The sequence below is a fragment of the Dyadobacter sp. 676 genome (genome assembly GCF_040448675.1).
Taxonomy (GTDB): Bacteria; Bacteroidota; Bacteroidia; order Cytophagales; family Spirosomataceae; genus Dyadobacter.
Window position 1 is genome coordinate 7,118,445 of sequence record NZ_CP159289.1, and the last position, 26,584, is coordinate 7,145,028.

Here is a 26,584-nt window from a genome sequence, read left to right on the forward strand (position 1 = left end):
GTTTGAGACAGCTGTGCCGACCGGTCGTATCTTATTTCAACTACGCGGAGAGCGCCATTCTTCCCAATATTTCATGCGTTTCGCGGATGCGCCTGCGGGCGATAGGGATCACTTTTCCACAACTGAGATGGATGTAATCGGGCCATCTCGAGGTAATATGCCGCGCATTGATGCTGTATGATTTGTGAATGCGCAAAAAATCGCTGCTAAGTTCTTCCTGAACCTCTTTCAAACACTTCGAAACCAGGTGCTTCTCATGTCGGGTGTACACAAACGTATAATTTCCGACACCTTCCAGACAGGTAATATCGTTCGCTTTAACTGTCATGGCTTTTCCAAACTTGTAAACGGTAATCGCCGGGGCGCTTTTCGTTTCTCCGGCAACGCCGCAAGGCATGATGGACAGATTTTTCATGGGTGAAAGGACGGATTGATTTTTCATGGTTTGATCGGGCGTTACATTGTTTGCTTTCATGGCTGAATTGTTATGATTTTCATGGCTGACTGGCGGCTTTCACTTTCGTTTTCAACCGGCCGCCTTTCATTCGGCTGTGATACAAAATTGGACTATCCATAAGGCAGGAGAAACACTAACCTGGGTGAATTGTAACTTTCACCTCATGAATACGCTATTTCGAGGGGTAAACTGAAAGAGCCGTTCGCTCGACCAAAGGAACCATTTGCAGCTACAAAACAGGCCGGGGTACCGTTTTACGACGGTTTGGGCTGCAAATGCGACGTTTAACCATCCCCCGATTTCTCTTTCAGGCGCCGGCCCTTATTTTTGCGTGAAATGAAAATGCGCGTCCATGATCCTTGAAAGTTACCTGGCGAAAATCGGCCGTAAACGGATGAGCGCCACTACGGCAGTGCTCACAGGGTCCGGGACTGTGTTGCTGGCAGGGCTGGGACTTTGGCAGGAACGCTATTTCTCCGACACTTACACGTTCATTGTGGGGAGTACTATCAACCTGGCCGCGATCTGGGCCGCTTACCGCGCCGGGAGCGCACTTTCGCCCCGGGTTACCGGACTGTTTCCGGACACCGAGCAATCCATTTACCGGGTAGCACTCTGGTTCGGGGTGTATGGGATTGTGAATGTGGCATTTTTCTGGGTCGTGCTACCCTTGTACCACCAGGCGGGACTCGTCGAAACGGGCTTCGACCTTTCATGGGCGTTACGCGTGAGCTTCTTCATTCTGAGCGGCTCGCTCATCGCCGCAGGGCTTACCGAGCTCGCCTATGCTTTCCGGCAATGGCGTACGAACCAGGACGAGTTGGAACAAATGCAGGAAAAGCAACTGCAAACCGAACTGGATGCGGTAAAACAGCAGGTAAACCCCCATTTCCTTTTCAATTGCCTCAACTCGCTCTCCGTACTGATCGCCGACGCTCCGGGCGTAGCCGAGAAATTTGTGGACGAAATGTCGAAGGTATACCGCTACCAGCTCAGCGTGAACGGCCCAGGCAAGGAAGACATCCTCGTAACGCTCGACTCCGAGCTGCGCTTCACCAGATCCTACATTTACCTGCTCGAAACCCGGTTCGAGAGCGGCATCGACGTTACATTGGACGTCAGGGACGTATTTTTATCAGGGCAAATGGCGCCGCTAACCTTCCAGATCCTGATCGACCATGCCATCCATTATAACATGGTTTCTCCCGCACGCCCGCTCTCCGTTAAAATCACTGTCACAGAGACCGGTCAGCTTGAGTTCCGGCATAACCGTCAGCCGAAAATGCTCAGCATGCCGCTGGAAACGCCGGGCATTGATGTCCTGATCACCAAATACAAAATGCTCTTTAACCGGGCCGGTGCCGTGCAGCTCAAAGAAGACGAGCACGATTTTGCGGTCATCCTGCCATTGATATTCACATGAGTACGGCCCTGCTTTACAACAAAATCGGTCGGCAGATATGGCTGAGCCTTTTCGGCAGATGGATTTTCGCTCTGCTCGTGCCCTGGTTCGTACCGACCATCAGCTACCTGCTCATCGGGGAACCTTATTTGCAGAGCCTTTACAATTTCGCAGGCGGCACGCTCATGATCTTTGCAATGACGATCGTGGCCTTCGTTCCGCACGACCGGGCTGCCAGGTACATTGCGCAAAAGTACCCGTCACTCGATTCTACTATCAAAAGAAGCGCCCTCACCGCTGTTGCGTTCTGGATACTGACTTTCGTGTTTGTCACTTTTTACATGTTTTTCATCATGCGTTTCCGGCCGTTTGAAGCCCGGCTCGACGCGCGTATGATGATCAACGTGTACCTTTTCGAATTTGTGGCAGTGATTTTGCTAACCGGTCTTTATGAGATCAACTATTCGTTAAATAAATGGAAGTCATTGAAAATCAATAAAGAGGCGATCAAACGGGCAGGTATGCAGGGACAATTGCAAAGCCTGAAAAGCCAGGTCAACCCGCATTTTTTGTTCAATAGCCTCAATACCTTGTCGGCGCTGATTTCGGACGAACCGAAGCGGGCCGAACAGTTTGTCGATGAAATGGCGAGGGTTTACCGCTATTTGTTGCAGACCAACCAGGACGAGCTGACTTCGCTTGCCGCAGAAATCCGCTTTATCCGGTCGTATTACCATCTCTTGCGCACCCGCTACGATACCGGGTTCGATCTGGTGATCGAAGTAAACGATGAGGACCTTGGCAAAAAGATCCCGCCACTCACCTTGCAGCTCCTGCTCGAAAATGCCGTGAAACATAACAGTATCCTCGAATCCAACCCGCTGCGGGTGCAGATCCGCTCGCTGGGCGGCGATTTGCTGGAAATCAGCAACAACCGTCTCACTAAATCGACGCCCGTCAGGTCTACGCGCCTCGGACTGGCCAATATCATGGCCAAATACGAACTGCTGTCCGACCGCCTGCCCCTGATCGATAATAATGAAGCCGTTTTCACGGTAACGTTGCCGCTGATCACGCCCAAAACCGTAAGTGCATGAATATATTAATTGTTGAAGATGAGAAACTGGCCGTCCGGAAACTGACGAAATTGCTTGAAGAAACCGCGCCGGAGTTCAATGTGCGCGGCATTACGCCCAGCATTGCGGCCACCGTGGAATGGATAGCGGAAAACCGTGCCGACGGCCGCCCCGAACCGGACATTATTTTCCTGGATATCGAACTGGCCGATGGGCAAAGCTTCGAGATTTTCAACCGCATTCAGATCCGAAGTACCGTCATTTTCACGACTTCCTATGACGAATACGCGTTGCAGGCATTCAAAGTAAACAGTATCGATTATTTGCTGAAACCGGTGCAGCAGGAAGATTTGCAGCGCGCCATCCGCAAATACTACGATCTTACCGCGGGCAAAACCGCGCCGGCCGCGCAGGTTGACCTCGAAGCTATTCTGAAAACCCTGCATTTGCAGGCACCGGTGCCGGATTACCGCAAACGGTTCCTGGTGAAACAAGGCGCCCGCCTGCTGTCCGTTGAGACTTCCGAAATCGCCTATTTCTACATCGACAACGGCCTGACCTTCTTCAAAAACCACCAGGGACAGAAGTTTGTGGTGGACTATAAAATGGACGAGCTCGACGGGTTTCTCGACCCTTCACGGTTTTTCCGCGTCAACCGTGCGCTGATCGTCACGCACCAGTGCGTAGTACAAATGCAGCCGTATTATAACCACCGGCTGGCGCTTACATTGCACCCGGCGCTCGACAAAGAAACGATCGTCAGCCGCGAACGGGCCCACGATTTCAAGATATGGATGGGTAAATAAGGCGGCTTAAAACGACGGTATGGCATACCGGCCGGCAAGGTCGGGGTAATGGGCCGTGATCGCCTCCTGCAATTGTGACCTCGCACGTGCGTACTGCGAGCGCACGGTGGCCTCGTTGATTTCCAGCATGACGGCGATCTCTTTATGACTGTAACCGTCCACGGCGTACATCAGGAAAACCGTCTTGTAAATCGGTTTGAGTTCGTGAATGAGCTGCATGATTTCGCCGGCCGTAATTTCGGAAACGGCGTCATCGGCAACGCCCGGCTCGGGGATTTCGTCGAACGGGGTACGCGCGGCGTAATGCTTTTTGTTTCTCCTGAAATAGCTGATCGCATTGTTGACCATCACCGTCCTCAGCCAGGCCTTGAACGGCTGCCCGGGATCGTACCTTTCCAGGTTGCTGAAAACTTTGAAAAAACCTTCGTTCAGCACTTCGTCGGCCTCTTCCGGCGAATAGGTGTAGCGCAGGCAGACGCTCTTGGCGTAACCAAAGTACTTTTTAAACAAAATATGCTGGGCCTGACTGTTTCCTGCAACGCAGGCAGCGATCACCGACCGGAAGTCGTTCGGGTCAAAAATGATTTTATTCAGGAATTTGAGCATCGTCTTCACTTTTCAACGGATCTGTTCCGCGGGTTTACCATATTCTCGGGGGATTGCCCGACACAAAGAGAATTCATGTAAACCACGAATAAAAGCCGCATGGACAGAGAGGGCGAAAGTATAGCCGAACAGCCTGTTTTACTCGACAAACCGGCCATCGGCGGGCCTGCTTTCAGGTCAGGAATGGTCAGGTGGAGTCAGGTGTTGTCAGGAATGGTCAGGTTGTTTATTATCTATTTAAAACAATTCATGACTATTCCTGACCTGATGACCTCCTGACTAATCCCGGTTCCCCGTTCCGCCGTTCACGCGTGCGCCTTCGCCACGGCCTCTGCCAGCCCCCGCATGTACCCTATCGCGAATAATGCTCCGTAATTGCTGTAACCGGCGTGTTCGTTGCTGTCGCCTACGACGGTGGGAACGTGGTCGGGGCGCATCGGGCCGCGGAAACCTACTTCGTAATAGGTTTTCATGGCTTCGTACATATCGGTTTTGCCGTCGTCGTGGAAGGTTTCCTCGAAATTGGTTTTGGTGCCACGGACATCACGAAAGTGCACGAAGTGGATTTTCTTTCTGGTACCGAAGTACCTGATTACCGACGGAATATCCTCGCCCATGGTCGCGAATGTGCCCTGGCACAGGGTAATGCCGTTGCTTGGGCTGGGCACGATCTCGATCAGGCGTTTGAATGCGTTGGCAGAGGTCATGATCCGTGGTATGCCCTGGATTTTATCGACCGGCGGATCGTCGGGATGCAATGCGAGTTTCACGCCCACCTTTTCAGCTTCCGGCACTACGGCTTTAAGAAAGTATTCGAGGTTTTTCCACATGGTTTCATGCGTGAAATCGCCGTATTTGGTGAGCGGTTTGTCCTTCACGTCCTCGTAGTCGAATGTGCTCACGAGCGCGCCCCCGCGCGAGGGTTTGTCGAGTCTTGTCCGCGCCCAGCTGATCACCGGCATCCAGTTGTAACAAACGGTGTCGATACCGGCTTTCGAAAGGTTTTGAATAAACTTGATAAAAGTCTCGATTTCCTCGTCCCGGCCGTCGAGCCCCAGCTTGGTTTTTTCATACAACGACGGCGGGCCCTCCACCACGCGGTAAGTAATTCCCTCTTTTTTCCAGAAATCGCGCACGGCCACAATGGCCTCGTATTCCCAGTTTCTGACGTTACCAAGCCCTACACTTTGCGGGTTAATCCCTCCTACCGCACCTAGCACATTCATTTGTTTCGAAAGTGCGATGCGCGTGGGATCGATGCCGAAGAAATGCGCGAGGCAGAATTGCATGCCTCCGTCCCTGGCAAATGCCGCCGCGGTTTGCGCAGCGACGGCTCCCGGTGCCATTCCCGTGAGCGGGGCCGTAAGGGCGGTAGTTGCCACCGCCGCGGCGCTGCTTTTTATAAATTTCCTGCGTGAATTTTCCATTTTGGTCCGATTACTTGTCCCACCAGATACGCGTCATGAATACATCCGGTCCCTGCCGCTCGATCGCCGTTTTGAAATTGAGGTTAATACCCTCTTCGCTGAGCGGGTAACGCAGGCGGCGCGGAATCTGGCCGTTGGTATCGTTGCCCAGGTAGTTCACGGGCGTCAGTACCGGATATCCCGTTCTGCGCCAGTTGGCCCAGCCTTCGATATGGTTAAAAGTGCTGGCCGACAGCAAATATACCTCCGTGTGGATCGCATTCATCTTCGCGGCGAGTGTGCCGGCTTCGGGATAAGGGTTTTTGGCAGCGTACGCCGCGATATCCGCATTGGAAATGGTGGCATTAGCCCACGACATCTGCGCCAATGCGGCTGATTGCCCTTCCTTGAATGCGGCTTCGGCATTGCCCGTCGCCCAGCCGCGTTCGATCGCCTCGGCTTTGAGCAGCTGCGTTTCGGCGTAGCTCATGTAAATCCACGGCAGTGCGATCCCGATCACGCCCGTCGCGGGACGCGAATAATTGTCGAGGTTCTTTTCGTCCAGCGCCGCCAGGCCCGTCGCGTCGGTTGCATTGGGCAGGCCACGCTGTTTCACTACGCTGTTATCGCCGTTTTTCAGCATTGAAATAACCGGCAAACGCGGGTCCTGCCGCTCTTTCATCATATCGATGAGCGTTTTCGCCCATTGCACGCCGGCATTCGGGATGTTGGTGATATTAGAGCCGCTGGGGCCGAGTATCCATGAATTGGGATTCGAATTGATCTCCGCGCCGGTATTGGCGAACTTTACGGCGATGGTTTCCGCATTGCCGGTAATCAGCCCGCCGTCGATGGCTTTTTTAGCCCAAAGCTGCGCACTGGCCGGATCGGCTTTTTGCATACGCATAGCCAGGCGCAGCATGAGCGAGTTGGCGGCACGTTTCCATTTGTCGAGGTCGCCGCCGTAGATGTAGTCGGCCGCTTTTGGGATGTATTGCCCCGCATCGAAAGCCTTGCCGGCTTCTTCGAGCTCTTTCAGCATATCCATGTAGATGTCCCGCTGGGCGTCGTATTTAGGCGAAAAATTGCCGTCGATAAAGCCTTTTCCCGCTTCAAAATACGGGATATCGCCGTACATGTCGGTCGTGCGGGAAAACTCCATTACCTTTAGAATGCGCGCCATTGAAAGCACGTTTACATGCTTCGGGTCCTTCTGCGCGACGTCGATCAGGTTCACAATGCTCTTGACAGCGTACGTGTAAGAGTTGTCGAAAAAAGCGGAGTTGATCTCGCCTAAGAATGTGTAAAAACTGCCTTTATAAAACGTAGCGTCGATGGACGACATCTGCTGGATCAGGCAGGCCGCGTAGCCGAAGTTGGCACGCCAGGCTTTCGAAGCGGGGCCGCTCGCCGAGCCCGTCAGCAGCAATTGCGACTGCCCCAGCAGGTAGTCCACCGGCACGGCGGTCGGTGCATTGGGGTTGACATTGATTTCCTCGAAATCCCTGGTGCAAGCGCCCGCTCCGGCGAGCAATGCGAGGCATATGGTTAATCTTTTAAGCATGGTTTCTCTTTTTGAAGGATCAGAATTTCAGGTTCAGGTTCACGCCGTACGAGCGCGTCGGCGGCGTACCGGCAAACTCCACGCCCTGCGCATTGCCATTGTTGTAGGTAGCCTCCGGATCGATTACCGGCACTTTTTTCATCAGCACGGCCAGGTTTCGCCCCACAATCGAAACCGATGCGCCCTTGAATGGCAGCCTGCCTAAATAGCGGCTTGGGATCGAATATTGAAGGATGATCTGGCGAAGTTTGATGAAGTCTGATTTATAAACAAAAGGCGTCGCGATGGCCGAGTACCAGTTGCTGTAATAAGCCTGGGCAGGTGCCTTCGCCGTGTTGCGTTCCCCGTTTTCAGTTACGCCTTCGCCTGTAACGCCCCCTTCTCGACCCACCAACGTAGCCTCGTGCAAACCGAAGCGATAGGCCAGCGCATTGGTGCCGGAATAAATGTAGCCGCCGAATTTACCGTCTACCAATACACTGAGGCTAATGCCTTTGTAGTTGAATGTATTGTTTAAACCCAATGTGTAAGGCGATACGCCGGAGCCAAAAGTCTTGATATCGCCGGCCATAGCCAGTCCCTGGGAGTTATATACGATATTGCCGTTCGCATCGCGCTTGAAATCATAACCCTTTATCTGGCTGTAAGGCTTGCCCACGTCCTGGTGAATGAACGCCGAGCCGGGCCGCGACTGGTCCACCCGCAACGTCTGCAGGTCGCCGTAGAGGCTGAGCACCTCGCTGTCGTTGTAGCCCATGTTAAACGAAGCGTCCCACGTGAACTTCTTGCCGTTCACAATAGTAGCACCCAGGAGCAGCTCGATACCCCTGTTGCGGATCGCGCCCACGTTGAACAATGCGCTGGTATAGCCCGATGTTTCCGAAATGGTGGCGCTTACTATATCGTCGGTCGTCTTGCGATCGTAAACCGCGAAATCGACATTCAAGAGATTATTGAACAATTTCGCCTCCAAACCCAATTCGGAGACCGTCGAAGTCAGTGGCTGCAAACCGCTGTTCGGCACACGTGTGCCGTTGATCTGCGCCAATGCGGAACCCAAATGCGCGCCGCTGAGCGAGTAGTAAAGCGAGAGGTTGTACGGATCGGTATCCCCGCCCGCCTGCGCCCACGAGCCGCGCAATTTCAGGTAATTGATCGCCGAAGGCATTTTGAAAGCCTCGGAAGCCACGAAGCTCAGCCCGAACGACGGATAAAAAATGCTGTTTTTGCCCTTCGCCAGCGTCGAAAACCAGTCGTTACGCGCGGTTGCGGTTACGAAAAGGTAGTTGTTATAGGAAAACTCCGCCGAGCCGTATACCGAGTTGATGCGTTTCTCGATATAAGCTTCCGTAACCGTGCGCGCCGCAGGATCGATGTTCGACACATCGTAGAAAAACGGGATATTGAAGCTGTTGTTGGCCGAAACTTCGTTGAGGTTGGTCACCTGCTTCATCATATTGCCCCCGAAGAGGCCGTTGAACGCAAACTTCTCCCCGATTTTGCGGTTAATGCCCACCAAAAGCTCCTTGTTGGTTTCGGTAAACTCGCGCAGCGACGACGTGTAGCTTCCGCGGAGCACATAGCCGGTACCGTAAGGCTCGATGCTTTTATACCGGTAATTGAAATTGTCGAACCCGATACGGCCTTTCAGGTACAGCCAGTCGGTAATGGTGTATTTTGGTTCAAACGACGCTATTACGCGCTTTTTGTTGTCGTCCTGCCGGAACTGCTCCGTAGCGAAATAGGGATTTTGGGTATACTGGTTATCCGACCACACCTTTTCATTCCCGTTCGCATCGAACTGCGCGTTTTTGAGTACGTCCACGTCGAGCGACGTCGGCAACACGTACATCGTGAAGTTGGCATTCCCCGGCGAGTCGTTCACGCGCGGGCGGTTGTGGTTTTTCTCGATAATGTATTTTGCATTGGCTACGAATGAAAGACGTTTGCCGAGGTTACCATTCGTATTCAATGCGAAGTTGTTGCGGCGAAGCGTATTGTTCGGCAGCACGCCTTTGTTGTTCAAATCATTCATCGAGAGGCGGTAGGTCACTTTTTCGGTGGCGCCCGTCAGTGCGACGGAGTTAGTGAAGGTAGTACCCACATTGTAAAACTTGCGCAAATTGTCCTTCGCCGCCACATACGGGCGCTCGACGCCGTCGTAGTTCATCGCGTTACTGCCGTCCAGGCGACCGCCCCAGCTGTTGCGCGTGGCGGTTTCGGCTACTGTGGTCGGTTTAACCCCATTGCTGCCCAGGCCGTATTCGTATTGGTAATCTTTGTAGGATTTAAACAAAAGGTCCTCGGCCAGGAAGTTGCTGTTCACTTCCACGCCAATGCCTTTGTCGGCCTTTCCCCCTTTGGTAGTAACTAAAATAGCCCCGTTCGAAGCCCGCGAGCCGTATAATGCGGCGGCCGTAGCTCCTTTCAGCACGCTGATACTCTCGATCTCGTCGGGATTAAGGCTCGAAATGCCGTCGCCGCGGTCGGAGCCGGTCCAGGAGCCTTCGCGGTTGGCGCCGATAGCCACCGAACCGAGGTTGTCGTTGTTGATCGGAATACCGTCCACGATGATCAACGGCTGGTTATTGCCGGAAATAGAGCCGTTACCCCTGATCACTATACGCGAAGAACCGCTCGGACCGGTCGCCGTACTCGAAATATTCAAACCGGCCACTTTTCCTACAAGGCTATTGGCGATATTGGTCGAGCGCGCCTGCGTGAGTTCCTCGCCTTTCACCTCGGAAATGGCATATCCCAATGCCTTCTTCTCTTTTTTGATACCCAAAGCAGTTACCACCACTTCGTCGAGCGTCTGCGTTTCCACAGCCATTTTCACATCCACCACCGAGCGCTGCCCGACGGTGACCTCCTGTTTCTGAAAACCAATGGAGGTAAATACCAGCACCGATTCCGCCGAAGGCACATCCAATACATACTTCCCGTTCACATCGGTATTGGTACCGTTGATGGTGCCTTTCACCAGCACGTTCACGCCCGGCAGACCTTCGCCATTGGCGTCCGTTACCGTCCCGCTGATCCTGATGTCGGCCACAACCGCCCGGTTATAGGCCAGGACCTGTAAATCAGCCGACGGTCGACTGCCGATAGCCGAAGTCTCAATTCTTTTCGGCAAAATCATGTATGCGTTCTTTCGCACTTTTTTCAGCGTGAGGTTCGTCGATTTCAGCAATGCTTCCATGTTCTTTTCCGCGGAAAGATTTTTGTCGAACACAAAATCCTGGACGGTAATGCCGCTCATCTGGCTCTCCTCGAACAGGATATCGGCATTGTAATATTTTTTGAGTTGCAAAAAGACGTCGAGCAGCTTCACCTGATTGGTAGTTTGCTCCGGCAGCATGCGGTTTTTATGCGCATTCAAGGCCAGCACCTGCGCGTTCAAAGGCGGCGCGGCGGCGAGCATCAGGCCACAGCAAACCAATGACAGTAATGATCTTTGTTTCATACGGGGGATCTGGATAGGGATTATTAAGGTCTTATTTTTGCAAAATCAGGTATGCCTCGCCTTCGCGCGCCAGGCGGAAATCGAAAAGTTCCGAAAGCAACGTCAGTAATTCTTCCCCGCTTTCAGGCTGGAATGTGCCGCTCACCGTGCGGTTGGCGAAACGATTGTCTTTGATCTCGACCCGGATACCGTAATGCTCCCGCAGCTGCGAGGCTACTTCCGAAAGCGGCGTTTTATCAAAAACAAAACGGTTACCGGTCCAGGCTGTCAGCTTCTGCGTGTCGGCATTGGGTTTTACAATGGGCCTGGCGGCCGATTTCTCCATCGTAACAAGGTCGCCCGGCTTCATCACCAGCTCTTTTTTCCGCTCGCCTTCCGAAAACAGTACATGTACTTTGCCTTTTTTGAGCAATACTTTTCCGCCCTTTTGCCTGGTATACACCGAAAACTCCGTCCCGAGCACCATTACTTCGAAATTGTCGTCGGTTTTGACCATAAACCGTTTATTATCGATGGTGTGGGTTACATTAAAAAAGGCTTCGCCGTTCAGCTTCACCTCTCGGGTGTTTTCTCCAAAGCCGAAGCGCGGGACCCGCATCGAGGTGTTGGCATTCAAAATAACCCTGGTGCCGTCGGATAATTCCACGGAACGCGTCTCGCCGAATTGCGTCGCATAGGTTTTGTACAAAATCAGGTCGCGGCCAAACCAGGCGGTCATGCCCAAAACCACCACGGAAGCGGCAGCCATCAGCCAGGGACGGCGGCCGGCGCGGGTCGTTTCGACGGGTTGAAAACTCCCCTCCGCATTGTTTTCGGCCGAGGAGGCGGCACTCTTTGACTCCATATTCGGATTCTCTCGCATGTAGCGCACATATGCTTCGTAACGCTCCCGGCCATCGGGCAAGAACTGCGGCGATTGCGACTGCCATTCGGCGAGCCATTCAAAATACAATTCCTGGTTTTCGGCAAGGGCGAGCCATTCGGCGATCAGCCGCTTTTGCGCCGGGCTTGCCTGGCCGGCGAAGTATTGGAACAGGAGTGTTTTATTTACTGACAATGTGTTCATGATCAGTGTTTTTAAATGTCGGATAGTGTTAAGGATGTTATGCAAATGCGTGTTCAGCTGAAAACCGAAGCCAGCGCGATGAGCCACGACCAATGGTCTTTCAGCCCCTGGCGCAATGTGCTCAACGCCTTGCTGATGTGCCCTTCGACCGTCCGGCTCGAGAGGTTCATTTCCGTCGCGATCTCCTGTATTTTTTTGTTTTCGAACCGGTTGAGCATGAACGCCTTCTGGCATTGCGGAGGAAGTTGCTCCACAAGGCGGTCAATGCGGCTCGCCAGCTCTTCGAAGTACATCAGCGCCTCGGGCCGTTCGGTCGACGCGACATCGTAATGCGGCATGATTTCGAACGAATCGGTGTTTTTAAGCTCGCTGGCAAGGAAGTTATAAGCCCGGTTCTGCACCGATTTGAAAAGGTAAGCCCTGTAAGACGATTTCACGGATTCATAGGAACGGTTTTTCCAGAACGCATAAAACATCTCCGAAACCAGGTCGGCCGCGGCGTCTTTGGAATACAAAAACCGCACCGCATAGGAACACAAAGAACTGTAATACAGCCGGAAAAGCAACGCGCAGCCCTCCTCGGGACTTTCCTCGAATGTCTTACGGATAAAAAGCTCCCGGTCTGGATAGACCCGGTCTGGATAGACCCGGTCTGGCAGGACCCGGTCTGACGCGACCCGGTCTGCCTCCTTATGTTCCTGCGGTTCTTCCCTGCCTACCTCCCAGGAAGCCCCCTTCTCGTTGTACTCCGAACCCGGTGATGAAAGCATTGGTAAACTTTAAATATAAATGGGGATATTTCTAAAACAGGCTTTTAGAAGTAAGACAGGAAAAGAAGGGACGACACGTGGTCAATTGACCTATTATTTTAAAAAATTGCATTATTCGATACTGTTTGTGTCGTAGTGACAGAATTTGATTGGCTTGATCACCAGTATCTTATAATGTCCGGCGCGGCGTACGGGATAACCAAAAAAGTGCAGAAAAATTTCGGTTTGATACAAAATGACGGTCGGCAGCGGGCGTCAAAACGTCACGCCTATTGCCACCTGAATCGTCCGGGAGCGGGGAATGGTGTATTGCATACCGGTGAAGGCATCGTCGAACCTTTCTATTTTTTTGAGTTGCTCATTCCAGCGTACCGTAACGGGAATCGTGATTTTCCCCAGACCGAACTCCACGCCGACGCCCGCCAACGCGGAAAACCGGCCTTTTTCGAGGCTGCTATTACCCTTGTCATCGAATTCGTTGGGATAACATGTTTCATTCTGGCAGGTCTGCCCCGAGCCTTTCACTTTCCAGTAGTTGCGGACCAGGTAGCTGGCGCCCATTTCGGCAAATGGCCGCACTCTGCCTTGGAGGATCGTATAGCGGACCAGTAACGGCAAATTAATCGTCGCCGATTTCCACTTCCATTCCAAGTAGTAATCGCTCCCCTGTTCGCCATTCACCTGGTTGGTTTTCCATCGGTTGACGCCCGGTTGAAAGTGCAGCGACCAACCTTTATGGGAATTTTGCAGGGCATAACCCACATCCGCCGCCGTCATAATTCCGACCGTCTGATCGACACCGGGAATTTCAGGTACCTGTATTGTAAGATGCGGCCCCGTCATAACTCCCGCGCGCCACCGCCGGAACCCTTCTTCCAATTGTCCAAACGCGGAACCTTGTGCGATGACAGTCAATATAATGAGAGCGTAATATCGTTTCATGGCGACGCAGGATTTAATTGTAACCCATTGACACATAAATGTAAATATTTGTTGCCTGAAATCGTGCCGGGCTTTACATTTCCTCAATAAAAAATATAAACTTATAGTCGCATAAACCTTGATTTTGCATTGGGGCGCGTATGGAACAAACGAGTATCACGAAGCATGCGTTGCCTCGGTTGTTACGGGTCCGGGGCATTATAAGCACGAATAACGCCTGGCTGTCGGAATACTTACACAGCGGCATTTGTTGCCCGATTCCGCAATCACGACGATTTATCTACTTTAACCCGACGACACAGATATGGAATTTAAGATCAATCAAATCACTCCGCTGCTTTTGGTGCGCGATCTGGACGGAAGCATTGCATTTTACACGCAGCAGTTGGGCTTCGCGCTCGCGTTCCGTTATGAGGATTTTTACGCAGGCATTGAAAACGACGGGCATTCAATTCATTTAAAAACCACTTACAAGCCGGAACAAGGAGAGGCCCGGCCAAAAAACAAGGAAGAAATCGACCTGCTTTTCGCAGTTGACAATATTACTTCGCTCTTCGAAACAATTTCGAAAAAGGGCGTTCAGATTGTTCAGCCGCTTCGGGAAATGCCTTACGGCAACGAGTTCTACATCGCCGACCCGGACGGGCATGTGATAGCGTTTGTGGACAGATAATGACAGTCCCTGACCGCAAATGACAAAACCTGGCGCGCGCCCTACCCCAGCTCCTGCAACACTCTTTCCAACAACGCCTTCGTTTTCCGGATACCTTCGTCATTCGTCGGTTTCGCCATGTCCCCGCCCATTTCCCGCATTAAACCACCTTCGTATTCGATGCCTACGATGCCATTGTTCCAGCCGGAATCCTTAATGATTTTGAACATTTTGATAAAATCGGTTTCAGGGTCGTTACCCCTCGCGTCGAACTGGTGCGTTTTGGCGCTGATGCCCCTCGCATAAGGCATCATTTTCTTCACCCCTTCGTATTTATCGTGCTCTTTTACGCATTTGGTAGCCATAAAGCCCTTGATATCCATCGTTTCCGGCTTGCTTCTTTCGGCACAGAAATTCCCGAAATCGGGCAACAACCCCTTGTTAGGCGCTTTCAGTTGCTTCATCACGCCCACCAGCCAATCGGGGTCCGTTGAAACGCCGAAATGGTTCTCGACAATCACATTCAGGCCTGCTTTGCCCGCGTATTCCAGCAGTTTGCCATAGCCATCCACGGCAGCTGTCGCCAGTTCGGCGGGTGTTCCTTCCTCTTTTTTGCCCGACAACATCGCCATAGCGTCGCCCAGGTTCACACGAATGGCCGTGCAACCGAGGAATTTAGCCGCGTCCACCCACGGATAATGCGCTTCCACGGCTTTTAAACGCGCCGTGTCGTTAAGGGCCGTCAGGTTTTCGCCATCGACCATAATGAGGTGATTTCTCATTCCAAGGTCGTCGCAGCGCTGTTTCAGCTCTTTGAGGTAAGCGGGATCTTTGTGTTTGTTATTAAAAAACCCGGAAACGTATTCGAGTATCGTGATACCATATTCATTTTTGGCTCGGGCAGGGAAATCCATATTGCTCATTTTGCCGCTGAACAGCTCGGAGGCGAACGAAAACTCCGCCAGCGAAATGTCGAAGCTGAATTTGGCGCGGGATCCAGCCGTTAGCGAACCGGAGGAAGCGAAACCCAGGCCCGCTGTTACCAGTCCGAGCCGACCCAGAAATTGACGACGTGAAGTGTTCATATCAGGTTGGTTAAATTGAAAAATCGTTCTGAACGAATGCGCATAAGCCGGACGAATTCCCGCCTTCCACGGCGCCGTTTTTTGGCTGGCAGCAACTATCTTGCAAAAAATTGAGTTCAACAATCCAGCGTATCGATACAATGATAAGGAAAATTTTCTTTGTGTAAAATTTACGCATTGAAAATTTTTCCAACGACCCGCCCGATTACTATGGAGCATAATTTAAAGGAGTTTTTCGACAAGGCGTTGAAGGAAGTTTCGCTCGATTGCACAGTCTTCGGTTTCCACGACGGCGAACTGAAAGTGCTGCTGCTGCGGTGGAAAGGCACCGGCGAATGGAGCCTCCCCGGCGGGCATATCCTCCTCGACGAGTCGGCCGACGACGCCGCAAACCGCATTCTCACGGAACGGACCGGCCTGACGGAAGTTTACCTGCAACAATTTTACACATTCGGTAATGTAAACCGCTACGTGTACCATTCCGAGAAAGAGCTGCTGGAAAAGCTGGAAGGAACATTTGGAAAAGGCTTTTTCGATGGCATCATATTCCGCCGGACGGTATCCATCGGATATTTCGCGCTCGTGGAATTCGCCCAGGTGAATCCGGCCCCCGACTGGTTTACCGACGAATGCCGCTGGTGGTCGCTCGCCGACGTTCCCCATCTGCTTTTCGACCATAACGAGATGATCGAACGCGCATTGAAGGCCCTCCGCCAGCGCATCCGCAACCAGCCTGTTGGCTATAACCTCCTGCCGGAGAAATTCACCATGCCCGAACTCCAACGGCTATACGAAACCATCCTCGGCCGCCAGTTCGACAGGCGTAATTTTCAGAAACTGCTTTTGAGTTACGACATCCTGGAACGCCTCGACGAAAAACGCGTCGGCGCTGCCAACAAATCGCCCTACCTCTACCGTTTTGTAAAAGAAAAGTACGACAGGGCCGCAAACGAAGGGATTTCATTTTCTATGTAGGTTTTTGGGGAAATAATCCGACAGTAACATCTCACCCTGTTTATCCTTTTTACATTACCAATTCAATCAGCCCAACTTCCTGAACCAATCCTATGAACCAATCCACCAACCGCCGCGATTTTCTTAAAACAGCCGGACTTACCGCGCTCGGGCTGACCGTTTTGCCTAATCTGATCACCCGCGCCGCGCCGAGCGACCGTGTGCGTATAGCGCATATCGGCCTGGGCGGAATGGGAAACAACCATATGAAGTGGTTTGCGGATTTGCCTGATGCTGAAATAGTTGCGCTTTGCGACGTAGATGAACTGCATTTGGGAGAAACAAAGAAACGGCTCGAAGAAATGAAGCCGGGCATCAGGGTGGATACTTACGGCGATTTCCGGCGCATTCTCGAACGAAAGGATATCGACGCCATTACCGTGGCTACGCCGGACCACTGGCACGCGCAGATCGCTACACTCGCATTTCAGGCTGGGAAAGATGTATATGGAGAGAAACCGCTTTCATATTGCCTGAAAGAGGGCAAAATGATGCTCAAACACCTTGAAAAACACAACAGGGTTTTCCAGATGGGAAACCAGATCCATGCAGGCGATAATTTTCACAGGGTCGTCGAACTGATCCAGTCGGGATCGATCGGGAAAGTACATACGGTGAGGCTTTGGAAAAAGCCGTCAACGAAGGAACTGGGCTCTCCTACGGTACAGCCTGTGCCCAAAACGCTGAATTGGGACATGTGGCTCGGCCCGGCGCCTTTCACGGATTACATCCCAGAGAAGTGCCATTTTACCTATCGCTATTTCCTCGATTATTCCGGCGGCGAGTTCGCGGACTTCTGGTGCCATATTGCCGACGTGATGTATTCGGCCATCCATCCGCAGGGACTGACGAAGATCAGCGCACGCGGGACCGCCTACGAAGGCATCGCCGATGCGCCTAAAACGCTCGATGTGGATTATGAGTTCGGCGGGCTGAAAGTATACTGGTCGTCCAATCCCCCCCGACGTCCCCGGCGCGGCAGAGCGGGGTATCGGCGCATTCTTCGAGGGCCATAAGGGTACGCTGATTTGCGATTACAATACCCGCGAACTGACGATCAATGGCGAAAAAATGACCGATATAGCGTCCGTCCCCATCACCAACCCGCGCTCGCCCGGCCACCAGCAAAACTTTATCGATTGCGTAAAGTCGCGCCGGCAACCTGAATCCAACCTTGCCTATGCGCGCGAAATGACCATTCCGATGCATTTGGGACTGATTTCCTACCGGTTGAAACGGGAGCTTACCTGGAATGCGAAGAAGGAAAAGTTTGTGCACGACCAAGAAGCGAACCGACTGCTGAACCGCAAGCCGCGGAAGGAATGGGACCTGGTATAATGTAACCATTGTCAGCTATTTTTGTATATTGAACAGAAATAACTAGCAATGTCCATGAAACATTTACTACTGATTGTCGTACTCGCCGGCAGTTTGCTTTGCGGATGTAAAGATTCGTCGGAACCGCTCGGCGATATGCCTGCCATCAAAAGCATTTCGTTCGAGGGGCTGTCCGACGAACACGTCACGTTCGATGCCGGCAATTCCGTAATCACCGTCAGGATGCCGGCAGTGCTCCCGGGTGGTTTGAAGCCTGTCATGAAACTAACGGAAGGGGCACAGCCTGTCGGCCTGCTCCCCGACGGGACTATCGACATCTCCGCGTTTTGTGCTTGCAGCAAGCCCACGCAGGACGTTTTTCTGCGTATCGGCAACCAGGCGAAAACTGCCACTTACCGCCTGAACATCGTTGCTACCGGGCCCATCGCGCCTCAGGACGTTTACGAAGAGACAACCTTCTCGCTCAAAACCGGCGTTTTGAAACTGAATTTGCCGGTTAAGAACCTTTATAACAACTACCGTTTCGACCAGATTTCCTTCAAGGGCGAAGACGGTAAAAGTGGGGCATGGATATATGCCGATGGCGCGTGCCTCGCAGGCTGCCGGGCCGAACAACCCAACCGCCTCGCCATTACATTGTATTCGCCCGTTGAAAAAGAACTCAAACCGGGAAAGTACCGGATCGAGATCGGGGATATGAAATTTCCGCAAAGGCTGATAGTCGTCGACTAACGTGCCGGAAAACATATTCGGAAACCCGTTTATTAACGCACCGACAGGAATTTAATGCAATTTTTAGGGGTTGTTGGAATCGGGTTATCATGCTGGAAAGCCTGCATGCACAACCGAACGATACTTCATCCGACAAATGCAAAAATTCATCCTGTTACTCGTTACTGTTGTAATTTCCTGGCCGGCCGCGGCCCAAACAAAATGGAAGCTGATCGCCGAAGAAGACCAGATCCGCATTTACTCCTCCGCAGTTCCCGATTCGAAGATCAAGGCCATTAAAGTGGATTGTGTGGTGGACGCCTCGCTGGTGCAGGTGGTAGCGCTGATCCTGGACGTGGAGGCAGGCACGCAATGGGTTTACAAAACCAAGTCTTGCACGCTGCTCAAAAAGGTCTCCCCCACCGATTTGTATTACCATTCCGAAATAAGCCTGCCGTGGCCGCTGGATAACCGCGATTTCGTGGCGCACCTCGTGGCAAAGCAAAATCCGGCCACCGGCGTGGTCACCATCGATGGCCCGGTGGTAGCGGGAATGGCTCCCGTGAAAAAGAATGTGGTGCGGGTAAAGGATTCGAAAGGCCGATGGGTGCTCACCCCGGCAGCCGTCAAAGTGCGTATCGAATACATGCTCCATACCGATCCCGGCGGCTACCTGCCAGCCTGGGCAGTGAATGCCTTTGCGGCGGAAGGGCCTATGGAAACATTTAAAAAAATGAAACAACAGCTCAAATTGCCGAAATATAGCAACGCCTCCCTTACATTTATAGCCAATTAGCAAGGTTAAGAATGTAAAAGAAAATTAGAATGAAAATCAGAAGTTACGAGCTGTTCCAGGTTCCTCCCAGGTGGTTGTTTTTAAAAATCGAAACGGACGAAGGCATCGTCGGATGGGGCGAGCCGGTGATCGAAGGCAAGGCGGCGACGGTAGCGGCGGCGGTGCGCGAACTGATGGAAGCGTTGATCGGCAAAGATCCCCTCGATATCGAAGGCCATTGGAACACGATGTACCGCGGCGGCTTTTACCGCGGCGGGCCAATCCTGATGAGTGCCATCGCCGGTATCGACCAGGCATTGTGGGACATCAAGGGCAAGTTCTTCGATGCGCCTGTTTACCAGCTGCTTGGCGGCAAATGCCGGGACAAGATCAAGGTTTACTCCTGGATCGGCGGCGACCGGCCGGATGAAGTCGCAGGCGCGGCAAGAGAATGCTTCGACCGGGGTTTCAAGGCCATTAAAATGAATGCTACCAATGAAATGCAATACATCGACTCGTTCGAAAAGGTCGATCTGGCGATCAAAAGGGTGGCGTCGATCCGTGAGGCTTTAGGCTACGGCCTCGAAATCGGGGTTGATTTTCACGGGCGGCTGCACAAGCCGATGGCAAAAGTACTCGCCAAAGAGCTGGAAGCTTTCCGTCCGATGTTTATCGAAGAGCCTGTTCTGCCGGAAAATAACGAGGCATTGCGCGAAATTGCGCAGCATACTTCCATCCCCATAGCGACCGGCGAGCGGATGTTCAGTCGCTGGGATTTCAAAAATCTGCTCATGGACGGCTATGCCGACATTATCCAGCCCGACCTCTCCCATGCAGGCGGCATTACCGAATGCAAGAAAATCCTTTCTATGGCCGAAGCGTTCGACGTCGCGGCGGCACCACATTGCCCGCTTGGCCCCATTGCGTTGGCGGCATGCCTGCAAGTCGACGCTACTTGCCACAATGCATTTATCCAGGAGCAGAGCCTCGGCATTCACTACAACCAGGGCAGCGATCTGATGGATTACCTGAGCGACAGAACGGTATTCGATTACCACGATGGTTTCGTGAACATCCCCTCCGGCCCGGGCCTTGGCATCGAAATCGACGAAGAGCAGGTACGGAAAATGGCCGCCGTCGGCCACAACTGGAAGAACCCGTTGTGGTCGCACGACGACGGCAGCGCAGCGGAGTGGTAGGAACGGAGGAAAGGGAAATGCCCTTGGGCGTGTAACAACAACGGACTGCATTCCATCCTCCCTTTCCTCCCTCCTCCTCTCCTTACTAACCCACCGCCAGCCGAATAGCCCGCTCGACCGGACTGTTGCCCTTAACCGACAGCTCGTCCCGCAACAGCAATGGCGGTTGGGCCATGAATTTGGGCTCGGTGCCTTGGTGAGGCTGGGCGGCGTGGGCGATGAATGGGTGACAGAGGTATACCGTACCCGCTCTGCCCGTCGCCAGCGCGATTTCCCTTTCCGGCATTTCGCTCAGTTTCCCGGCGAGTTCCAGAAATGCCAGTCCCGTCTCCCCTTCCGGTTGCAAAACCCGCGCGACGTCCGCATGTGAGCCTATGCGTATACGTGTAGGCGCATCGTATTCGCCCACGTCCGAGTACAGGAAGAGCATCAGCAGGCCACGGCCTTTGGAGTTGATATTAACCCGCCATTCCCAGTAGTCGGACGGATCGTCCCCCGGAAAGCTGGCGTCGACGTGCCAGCCGGTATCTCCGGGATCTTCATCGGACGGGAAACGCACCGGGAAAGTGCCCATACTTCGGCAGGGCAACCATTTTCCTATGCCCACCAACTGGTCGAAAGCGGCATGTAAAACGGGCGTATTCGCCGAAACGACGAATGGTTCCTGGCTGTACATACCCAGCCGGACGACGGGTTTCGTCCACGTCGAGGGATCGTTGCGGTCGAGCGCGAGATCGTTCCACAAAATATCGCGGACCTGCGCGGCTGTCTCGGTTGAAAAAGCATTATCGATGCGTACAAAGCCTTGCGTAACAAATTGCGCTATTTGCCTGGCATTCAGTATTCCTTCCATAGGATTTCAAAAGTAAATGATTGAAAAAATGTGGTAATAAAATCCCTCTCCCCGGAAGCCGGGGATCATGTGCAAGAGCTGCACGGAAAGAATATCAGAGTGTCGGCGCGAATCTCATGGTTACAAATTTAAGCTTTCCTGTCGATTTTGCCCGGTAATATTCCAAATTCAAATCGAAAAGTGCCATATTCAGTTTTGGTCGGCCGGCTGCGGGCGCGGGAGCGAATTTGCGGCAGAATCAGACCATTACATCACATGAAAAAAATTACGCTCCTTTTTGAACAAGATGCATTCACCCAACCTGCTCATTGCCGCACTGCTATTTTTTTTCGTCGGTCCCCCAACGGCGCAATCTCTTTATTCGAGAGCTTTCGGAAAAGTAACTGACGAGCCCATCATATTTCTGCACGGCGGCCCTGGAAGCAGCTCCGTTTATTTCGAAGCAACAACTGCTCAAAAGTTAGCGGACGAGGGATTTTATGTCGTAGTATATGACCGCCGGGGCGAAGGCAGATCGAAAGACAGCACCGCAAGAATGACTTACGAAGAATTTTTCGAAGACCTGAATTTGATTTATCAAAAATATCGCATTCCGCAAGCGCATCTGATCGGTTTCAGCTTTGGCGGACTTGTGGCTACGCTTTACGCCGAGCAACAACCCAGTCGAGTCAAATCCATTATTCTTGTGAGTGCATTGGTTTCTCAGCAAGAATCCTATAATACCATTCTTGACTCCGTCGCGCGCATCTATATAGATCAAAACGATGTGGCAAGTCTTGCAGCATTAAATAAAATCAGGGAAATGGATACCCATTCGCTTGACTACCGGACAGCGGTTTTTGCCCACGCTTCCAGAAATGGCTTTTTCAATCTTTCACAACCCGATCCGGAGGCCCGGCAAATCTATTCAACCTATCTTTCGGATACATTGATAGCCAACTATGTTAAAAACGACCGGGCAGTAGAAACTCTTTGGAAAAATGAAGCACGGAAGAACATCGATGTAATACCGACTCTGACAAAACTGGCGGTGACCATTCCTGTTTATGCGGTCTATGGGAAACAGGACGGCCTTTACTCGCGACACCAGATTACGGCGTTACAAAAGCTAACCGGCCGGACGCGAATGCAATATCTCGACAATTGCTCCCATACCGTTTTTATAGATCAGCAAGCGAAATTTATCGGAATATTAAGGGACTGGATTAAATAGCCCCATTCCCCCAAAATGAAAAGAGCGCGGGTCACAGGTACCGCGCTCTTTAAAAAAACCGAAAACGATCACTTCGCAGGTGTTACTTCCGTCAGTTTCACTTTGACCGAAGTATAATACAACGTGGTTGTCGCCTCGAAGCCGGAATCTGTTCCGAAAATAAGCCAGAGATTACCGTTTGCGTCGGTTTTCCCCTTGAACTCGCCCGTCTTCGTGAGCAGTTTGTAACCTACCTTATCGGTGCCGTTACCGATGTCGCCGATCACTTTCATGTCTTTACCGTCGTTTTTCTGCTGGATTTTATCGATGTTCATACGGTAATGATCCAGGTTATCGACAGTCGTTTTCGGTTCGACAGGCACCACGCCGATGCCCACACTCACCGCATTCGGCGCGCCACCTACACCGGCCCACCCTTCCGACGGCGCGTCGGAAGCGAACTCCAGCGTGAATGCCGCATTGTACTCCCGGTTAGGTTTCAGGCCCGATACCTTCTTTTTGAAATACATAAAAAGGTCGTCGCTGTGATTGTTGCCCGAAATGCGAAAACCTTTTTTCTGGGTATCGAGCGGTGCCGGCAAGTTAGCGATACCTTCTTCCAGTTTCCAATCCGATTCCATTTTCACGGGATAGTCGGAAAAACCGGCCGTCCAGCCTCGCTTGTCGCCGTTAAACTGATCGTTAAGCTCCATCTGCGGCGGCGGTACAACCTCTTTATCGTCGTCGTTGCAGGAAAGGAACAAAAACGGCAGTCCGAGCATTAAAACTAACTTTTTCATGAGCTGTTATTTGGTTTTAAAATCAGCTAAGTGATGCAAAACCGTGTTGTTTTGGTTGGAAAGCCCTTTCAAAAGTTGTCGTTGCCCGGAATCGCCTGCCTGAGAATGAACGATCTAGGTTATGTTAATTTTTTGTATCATCCGAAAACCGGCTTGGCCGCCAGGTGGTCAGCCGGGCCGTACCACCCTGTTTTTTCCTGTTGAAAAATGTGTAGATAATCGGGAAAACAAGCAGGGTCAGCACGGTTGCGGTGATCAGGCCACCAATCACGACAATTGCCAGCGGCTTCTGCGTTTCGGAGCCTATACCCGTCGACATGGCAGCAGGCAGCAACCCGATAGCCGCCATGAGGGCCGTCATCACGACGGGCCTGATCCGTGACTTTACTCCCTGCCTTACCGCCTCTTCCAGCGGCATCCCGGCTGCCAGGTTTTTGTTGAAAACCGAAATCAATATCACGCCATTCTGCACACAAAGCCCGAACAGGGCGATAAATCCTACGCCTGCCGAAATCCCGAAGTTCATATGCGTAACGTGCAGCGCAAGGATACCGCCCACCAATGCGAACGACACATTGGCCAGTACCAGCCCGGCGTCCCGGGCATTGCTGAACATGATAAATAGCAGAATGAAAATCCCGGCAAGGCTTACCGGCACCACTTGCGCCAGCCGGTCGGTAGCACGTACCTGGTTTTCAAATTCCCCCACCCATTCCACCGAATATCCCTTGGGTAAATTCGTCAGTTTTTCTTTTACGCGTTTCTGTGCTTCGGCAATCGTTCCGCCGAGGTCTCTTCCGCGAACAGAAAATTTAACACCGATAAACCGCTTGTTATTATCACGGTAAACAAATGCCGGCCCCGTGACTTTCCGGATCGTCGCGATCTCTTTCAGCGGGATTTTGCTGCCGGTAAGCGTCGGCACCATCAGCTGGCGGATATTCTGCTCGTCCTGACGGTATTCCTGCTTGTAGCGCAGGCGAATATCGAATTTCCGCTCGCCTTCGTAAAGGATAGAGGCCGTTTTCCCCCCCTATTGCCATTTCGATCACCGCCTGGGCATCGGCCGTACTGACGCCGTATTGTGCCATTTTATGGTCGTGGAGGATGACGCTGATTTCCGGCTGGCCGATGTTCCTGATCAGCCCCAGATCCCTGATCCCGTCCACATTCCGGACGGCGTCCATGGCAATATTGGCGTACTTTTCCAACTCCTGCAAATCGGATCCGAAGATTTTAATACCATTGCTCGCCTTGTATCCGGCCACAGCCTCAGCCACGTTATCGACGATCGGCTGCGAGTAGTTGTACAAAACGCCCGGATAGTTGCTCAGCAGCTTGTTCATCTCGTCGGTCAACTGCTCCACGTTAATTTGCCGTTTCCACTCCTTCTGTGGTATCAGGTCCACCTGAAACTGACAGAAGTAGAACCCGTTTGGATCCGTACCGTCGTTGGAACGGCCTACCTGCGAAAGTACCTGCTTTACCTCGGGGAATGTTTTCAGGTCGCGGCGGATTTTTTGGGACATTTTCACGCTTTCAGGCAGCGACATACTCATCGGCAGCTCAGCGGTAACCCATAATGCGCCCTCGTTGAGCTGCGGCAGGAATTCCGTTCCCAGCATGGTTGCGGAGAACAATGAAGCACCCAGGAACGCGGCCGCGGCAATCATACTCACCTTTTTGTGCGTATAACACCACTCAAATCCCTTTGAAACCGTTTTGTCGAAGAAATTGACAACAGGATTGTTCTTCTCGCGCACATTCCTGTTCAGTAAAAAGGAGCAAAGCACGGGCACGAGCGTAAGCGTGTAAAACAATGCGCCAAGCAATGCAAAACCCAGCGTGTAAGCCAGCGGACTGAACATCTTCCCTTCCACTTTCTGGAAACTGAAAATGGGTATTAAAGCGGTGATAATGATAAGTTTGGAAAAGAAAATGGCTTTCCCCAGCTCACCGCCCGTCTTTTTGATCAATCCCAGTTTCGACAACCGGTTGAACCGCTCCATGCCGCGCTTATGGGCCATGTGGTCCAGCGCAACAAAAATGCCTTCCACCATCACCACGGCACCGTCAATGATGATCCCGAAGTCGATGGCGCCCATCGACAGCAGGTTAGCCGACATTCCCTTGAGGTGCAGACAAGTGAATGCAAACAGCAGCGCAAGGGGAATGATGATCGACACGATGACCGTCGTGCGCCAGTCGGCCATGAATAAAAACACGATAACTGTCACAAAAACAATCCCTTCCACGAGGTTGTGCTTCACCGTGTCGGCGCAGAATTCAATGAGGTTGTCGCGATCATAGAATGTGGCCATCTTCACATCCGGCGGCAATATCTTCGTATTCAGTTCGGTGATTTTTTCCTTGATTCGCGCCAGCACCTCGCTTGGGTTCTCCCCTTTCCGTTGTACCACGATGCCTTCCACCACATCGTCCCGGCCGTCGAGCCCCACCTGTCCTACACGCGGCAAATCGGACTCCCGCACGTCGGCCACGTGCTTCACCAGCACCGGGTAATCCTTCACATATTCGACGATGATATTCCCGATATCCTGTGCGGATTCCAGTAAACCAATCCCGCGCACGACGTAAGCCTGACCGTTCTTCTCGATCACGTCACCGCCTACGTTGATATTGCTTTTGGCAACAGCCTCGTAAACATCGAGCGGCGTGATGTTGTATTTCGCCAACGCCGTCGGGTCTACCTGCACTTCGTATATCTTCTCCCGCCCACCGAATGCGACCACGTCGGCAACACCCGGAACGCTTCTTAGCTGGCGGTCGATGACCCAGTTCTGCAATGTCAGCAACTCGCGGCTATCGCGGTCCCTGCTTTCGAGGGTATACCTGAAAATTTCGCCGGTTGGCCCGTAAGGCGGCTGAACTTCCGGATCGACCCCCTCGGGCAGCGACACCGTCCGTAGCTGGTTGTTCACCTGCTGCCTGGCAAAAAAATCTTCGACACCATCGTCGAAAATGATCTTGATCACCGACAACCCGAACATCGTCACGCTCCGGACATTGGCTTTCTTTTGTACGGAATTCATCGCAATCTCGATGGGCTGGGTCACAAACCGCTCGATTTCCTCCGCGCTCCGGCCGTTCCATTGCGAAACGATGATGATCTGGGTGTTAGTAATATCCGGAAATGCTTCCAGCGGCGTGGCACGATAGCTCGCAACACCGGCCACCACCAGCAATCCCGTGAGAAAAAATATGAAAAAGCGATTCCGAAGGGAGAAACCGACGATTCCCCTGATGAACTTGTTCATGGTTCAGTTTTAAATGAGTCAATGGATGAATGATTGAATGATTGAATGAACCACCGTAGAACGGGAATGGAAGCTAGTCGGGAGGTCATCAGGGTCAAGATTAGCCATGAATTGTTTGAAATGGAT

General features: G+C 52.4%; 23 protein-coding genes and 1 pseudogene. 12 read left to right on the forward strand and 12 right to left on the reverse strand.

The genetic code is table 11. The annotated features are described in order from the left end of the window. Nucleotides 1-40 precede the first annotated feature (40 nt). Nucleotides 41-475: a LytTR family DNA-binding domain-containing protein gene (locus tag ABV298_RS31150; protein ID WP_353720014.1), complete on the reverse strand. Its 435-nt coding sequence runs from the start codon at nt 473-475 to the stop codon at nt 41-43. A 334-nt stretch (nt 476-809) separates the two neighbouring features. Between ABV298_RS31150 and ABV298_RS31155 the strand changes: the two genes are divergently transcribed. Genes ABV298_RS31155 through ABV298_RS31165 form a run of 3 tightly spaced genes read left to right on the forward strand, consistent with a single transcriptional unit; the run spans nt 810 to nt 3,741 of the window. Then, entirely contained in the window at nt 810-1,880 is a 1,071-nt protein-coding gene (locus tag ABV298_RS31155) for a histidine kinase (RefSeq protein ID WP_353720015.1), read from the forward strand. Further along, nucleotides 1,877-2,956, forward strand: a complete 1,080-nt coding sequence (locus ABV298_RS31160) for a histidine kinase (RefSeq protein ID WP_353720016.1) — start codon at nt 1,877-1,879, stop codon at nt 2,954-2,956. The genes ABV298_RS31155 and ABV298_RS31160 overlap by 4 nt, the downstream gene beginning before the upstream one ends. Then, nucleotides 2,953-3,741 (forward strand): LytTR family DNA-binding domain-containing protein, encoded by a 789-nt coding sequence (locus ABV298_RS31165; RefSeq protein ID WP_353720017.1) that lies wholly within the window; start codon nt 2,953-2,955, stop codon nt 3,739-3,741. Before ABV298_RS31160 ends, ABV298_RS31165 begins: the two co-directional genes overlap by 4 nt. A gap of 6 nt (nt 3,742-3,747) precedes the next feature. Here the strand turns inward: ABV298_RS31165 and ABV298_RS31170 are convergent, their stop codons facing one another. Next, on the reverse strand, nt 3,748-4,347 hold the full coding sequence (locus ABV298_RS31170; protein WP_353720018.1) for an RNA polymerase sigma factor: 600 nt from the start codon (nt 4,345-4,347) through the stop codon (nt 3,748-3,750). A gap of 99 nt (nt 4,348-4,446) precedes the next feature. Between ABV298_RS31170 and ABV298_RS31175 the strand changes: the two genes are divergently transcribed. Beyond that, a complete protein-coding gene (locus tag ABV298_RS31175) occupies nt 4,447-4,626 on the forward strand; it encodes a hypothetical protein (RefSeq protein WP_353720019.1) in 180 nt (59 codons plus the stop codon). Between the two features lie 26 nt (nt 4,627-4,652). Here ABV298_RS31175 and ABV298_RS31180 read toward each other — a convergent pair whose 3' ends face one another. From ABV298_RS31180 to ABV298_RS31205, 6 genes are all read right to left on the reverse strand, one after another. Continuing rightward, a complete protein-coding gene (locus ABV298_RS31180; protein ID WP_353720020.1) occupies nt 4,653-5,774 on the reverse strand; it encodes a mannonate dehydratase in 1,122 nt (373 codons plus the stop codon). 10 nt (nt 5,775-5,784) lie between these two features. Beyond that, nucleotides 5,785-7,317: a SusD/RagB family nutrient-binding outer membrane lipoprotein gene (locus tag ABV298_RS31185; protein WP_353720021.1), complete on the reverse strand. Its 1,533-nt coding sequence runs from the start codon at nt 7,315-7,317 to the stop codon at nt 5,785-5,787. 19 nt (nt 7,318-7,336) lie between these two features. Continuing rightward, nucleotides 7,337-10,783 (reverse strand): SusC/RagA family TonB-linked outer membrane protein, encoded by a 3,447-nt coding sequence (locus tag ABV298_RS31190; RefSeq protein ID WP_353720022.1) that lies wholly within the window; start codon nt 10,781-10,783, stop codon nt 7,337-7,339. A gap of 31 nt (nt 10,784-10,814) precedes the next feature. Continuing rightward, complete coding sequence (locus ABV298_RS31195; RefSeq protein ID WP_353720023.1) at nt 10,815-11,849, reverse strand: FecR domain-containing protein; 1,035 nt, start codon at nt 11,847-11,849, stop codon at nt 10,815-10,817. A gap of 53 nt (nt 11,850-11,902) precedes the next feature. Then, the gene (locus ABV298_RS31200) at nt 11,903-12,619 is read right to left on the reverse strand and encodes an RNA polymerase sigma-70 factor (RefSeq protein WP_353720024.1); all 717 of its coding nucleotides are present in this window, start codon (nt 12,617-12,619) and stop codon (nt 11,903-11,905) included. Nucleotides 12,620-12,874: 255 nt separating this feature from the next. After that, a complete protein-coding gene (locus ABV298_RS31205; protein WP_353720025.1) occupies nt 12,875-13,561 on the reverse strand; it encodes an outer membrane beta-barrel protein in 687 nt (228 codons plus the stop codon). Between the two features lie 304 nt (nt 13,562-13,865). Here ABV298_RS31205 and ABV298_RS31210 point away from each other — a divergent pair, with 304 nt between their 5' ends. Beyond that, a complete protein-coding gene (locus tag ABV298_RS31210; protein ID WP_353720026.1) occupies nt 13,866-14,234 on the forward strand; it encodes a VOC family protein in 369 nt (122 codons plus the stop codon). A gap of 41 nt (nt 14,235-14,275) precedes the next feature. On the opposite strand, the gene ABV298_RS31215 is transcribed toward ABV298_RS31210, so the two are convergent. Further along, a complete protein-coding gene (locus tag ABV298_RS31215; protein WP_353720027.1) occupies nt 14,276-15,298 on the reverse strand; it encodes a TIM barrel protein in 1,023 nt (340 codons plus the stop codon). A 210-nt stretch (nt 15,299-15,508) separates the two neighbouring features. Here ABV298_RS31215 and ABV298_RS31220 point away from each other — a divergent pair, with 210 nt between their 5' ends. The 6 genes from ABV298_RS31220 (at nt 15,509) to dgoD (ending at nt 20,335) form a co-directional block, all read left to right on the forward strand. After that, nucleotides 15,509-16,273: an NUDIX domain-containing protein gene (locus ABV298_RS31220; RefSeq protein ID WP_353720028.1), complete on the forward strand. Its 765-nt coding sequence runs from the start codon at nt 15,509-15,511 to the stop codon at nt 16,271-16,273. Between the two features lie 92 nt (nt 16,274-16,365). Further along, nucleotides 16,366-17,328: a Gfo/Idh/MocA family oxidoreductase gene (locus ABV298_RS31225; protein WP_353720029.1), complete on the forward strand. Its 963-nt coding sequence runs from the start codon at nt 16,366-16,368 to the stop codon at nt 17,326-17,328. A gap of 34 nt (nt 17,329-17,362) precedes the next feature. Continuing rightward, nucleotides 17,363-17,650 carry a hypothetical protein gene (locus ABV298_RS31230; protein ID WP_353723277.1) on the forward strand — a complete coding sequence of 96 codons (288 nt, stop codon included), beginning with the start codon at nt 17,363-17,365 and terminating at the stop codon, nt 17,648-17,650. A gap of 54 nt (nt 17,651-17,704) precedes the next feature. Continuing rightward, nucleotides 17,705-18,382 carry a hypothetical protein gene (locus ABV298_RS31235; protein ID WP_353720030.1) on the forward strand — a complete coding sequence of 226 codons (678 nt, stop codon included), beginning with the start codon at nt 17,705-17,707 and terminating at the stop codon, nt 18,380-18,382. A 136-nt stretch (nt 18,383-18,518) separates the two neighbouring features. Continuing rightward, nucleotides 18,519-19,157, forward strand: coding sequence for an START domain-containing protein (locus ABV298_RS31240; protein ID WP_353720031.1), 639 nt, complete (start codon nt 18,519-18,521; stop codon nt 19,155-19,157). A gap of 29 nt (nt 19,158-19,186) precedes the next feature. Then, nucleotides 19,187-20,335 carry a galactonate dehydratase gene (gene dgoD / locus ABV298_RS31245; protein ID WP_353720032.1) on the forward strand — a complete coding sequence of 383 codons (1,149 nt, stop codon included), beginning with the start codon at nt 19,187-19,189 and terminating at the stop codon, nt 20,333-20,335. Nucleotides 20,336-20,420: 85 nt separating this feature from the next. Here dgoD and ABV298_RS31250 read toward each other — a convergent pair whose 3' ends face one another. Next, the gene (locus tag ABV298_RS31250) at nt 20,421-21,188 is read right to left on the reverse strand and encodes a phytanoyl-CoA dioxygenase (RefSeq protein WP_353720033.1); all 768 of its coding nucleotides are present in this window, start codon (nt 21,186-21,188) and stop codon (nt 20,421-20,423) included. Nucleotides 21,189-21,474: 286 nt separating this feature from the next. Between ABV298_RS31250 and ABV298_RS31255 the strand changes: the two genes are divergently transcribed. Then, nucleotides 21,475-22,401, forward strand: a complete 927-nt coding sequence (locus ABV298_RS31255) for an alpha/beta hydrolase (RefSeq protein ID WP_353723278.1) — start codon at nt 21,475-21,477, stop codon at nt 22,399-22,401. Nucleotides 22,402-22,469: 68 nt separating this feature from the next. Here the strand turns inward: ABV298_RS31255 and ABV298_RS31260 are convergent, their stop codons facing one another. Then, entirely contained in the window at nt 22,470-23,180 is a 711-nt protein-coding gene (locus ABV298_RS31260) for a hypothetical protein (protein ID WP_353720034.1), read from the reverse strand. Nucleotides 23,181-23,304: 124 nt separating this feature from the next. After that, nucleotides 23,305-26,458 (reverse strand): annotated as a pseudogene (locus tag ABV298_RS31265) (CusA/CzcA family heavy metal efflux RND transporter). Between the last annotated feature and the right edge of the window lie 126 nt (nt 26,459-26,584).

Bases quoted from the DNA above. Each gene is read 5' to 3' on its own strand.
- ABV298_RS31150 (WP_353720014.1), bottom strand. From the start codon at position 475: ATGAAAGCAAACAATGTAACGCCCGATCAAACCATGAAAAATCAATCC.
- ABV298_RS31155 (WP_353720015.1), top strand. From the start codon at position 810: ATGATCCTTGAAAGTTACCTGGCGAAAATCGGCCGTAAACGGATGAGC.
- ABV298_RS31160 (WP_353720016.1), top strand. From the start codon at position 1,877: ATGAGTACGGCCCTGCTTTACAACAAAATCGGTCGGCAGATATGGCTG.
- ABV298_RS31165 (WP_353720017.1), top strand. From the start codon at position 2,953: ATGAATATATTAATTGTTGAAGATGAGAAACTGGCCGTCCGGAAACTG.
- ABV298_RS31170 (WP_353720018.1), bottom strand. From the start codon at position 4,347: ATGCTCAAATTCCTGAATAAAATCATTTTTGACCCGAACGACTTCCGG.
- ABV298_RS31175 (WP_353720019.1), top strand. From the start codon at position 4,447: ATGGACAGAGAGGGCGAAAGTATAGCCGAACAGCCTGTTTTACTCGAC.
- ABV298_RS31180 (WP_353720020.1), bottom strand. From the start codon at position 5,774: ATGGAAAATTCACGCAGGAAATTTATAAAAAGCAGCGCCGCGGCGGTG.
- ABV298_RS31185 (WP_353720021.1), bottom strand. From the start codon at position 7,317: ATGCTTAAAAGATTAACCATATGCCTCGCATTGCTCGCCGGAGCGGGC.
- ABV298_RS31190 (WP_353720022.1), bottom strand. From the start codon at position 10,783: ATGAAACAAAGATCATTACTGTCATTGGTTTGCTGTGGCCTGATGCTC.
- ABV298_RS31195 (WP_353720023.1), bottom strand. From the start codon at position 11,849: ATGAACACATTGTCAGTAAATAAAACACTCCTGTTCCAATACTTCGCC.
- ABV298_RS31200 (WP_353720024.1), bottom strand. From the start codon at position 12,619: ATGCTTTCATCACCGGGTTCGGAGTACAACGAGAAGGGGGCTTCCTGG.
- ABV298_RS31205 (WP_353720025.1), bottom strand. From the start codon at position 13,561: ATGAAACGATATTACGCTCTCATTATATTGACTGTCATCGCACAAGGT.
- ABV298_RS31210 (WP_353720026.1), top strand. From the start codon at position 13,866: ATGGAATTTAAGATCAATCAAATCACTCCGCTGCTTTTGGTGCGCGAT.
- ABV298_RS31215 (WP_353720027.1), bottom strand. From the start codon at position 15,298: ATGAACACTTCACGTCGTCAATTTCTGGGTCGGCTCGGACTGGTAACA.
- ABV298_RS31220 (WP_353720028.1), top strand. From the start codon at position 15,509: ATGGAGCATAATTTAAAGGAGTTTTTCGACAAGGCGTTGAAGGAAGTT.
- ABV298_RS31225 (WP_353720029.1), top strand. From the start codon at position 16,366: ATGAACCAATCCACCAACCGCCGCGATTTTCTTAAAACAGCCGGACTT.
- ABV298_RS31235 (WP_353720030.1), top strand. From the start codon at position 17,705: ATGAAACATTTACTACTGATTGTCGTACTCGCCGGCAGTTTGCTTTGC.
- ABV298_RS31240 (WP_353720031.1), top strand. From the start codon at position 18,519: ATGCAAAAATTCATCCTGTTACTCGTTACTGTTGTAATTTCCTGGCCG.
- dgoD (WP_353720032.1), top strand. From the start codon at position 19,187: ATGAAAATCAGAAGTTACGAGCTGTTCCAGGTTCCTCCCAGGTGGTTG.
- ABV298_RS31250 (WP_353720033.1), bottom strand. From the start codon at position 21,188: ATGGAAGGAATACTGAATGCCAGGCAAATAGCGCAATTTGTTACGCAA.
- ABV298_RS31255 (WP_353723278.1), top strand. From the start codon at position 21,475: ATGCATTCACCCAACCTGCTCATTGCCGCACTGCTATTTTTTTTCGTC.
- ABV298_RS31260 (WP_353720034.1), bottom strand. From the start codon at position 23,180: ATGAAAAAGTTAGTTTTAATGCTCGGACTGCCGTTTTTGTTCCTTTCC.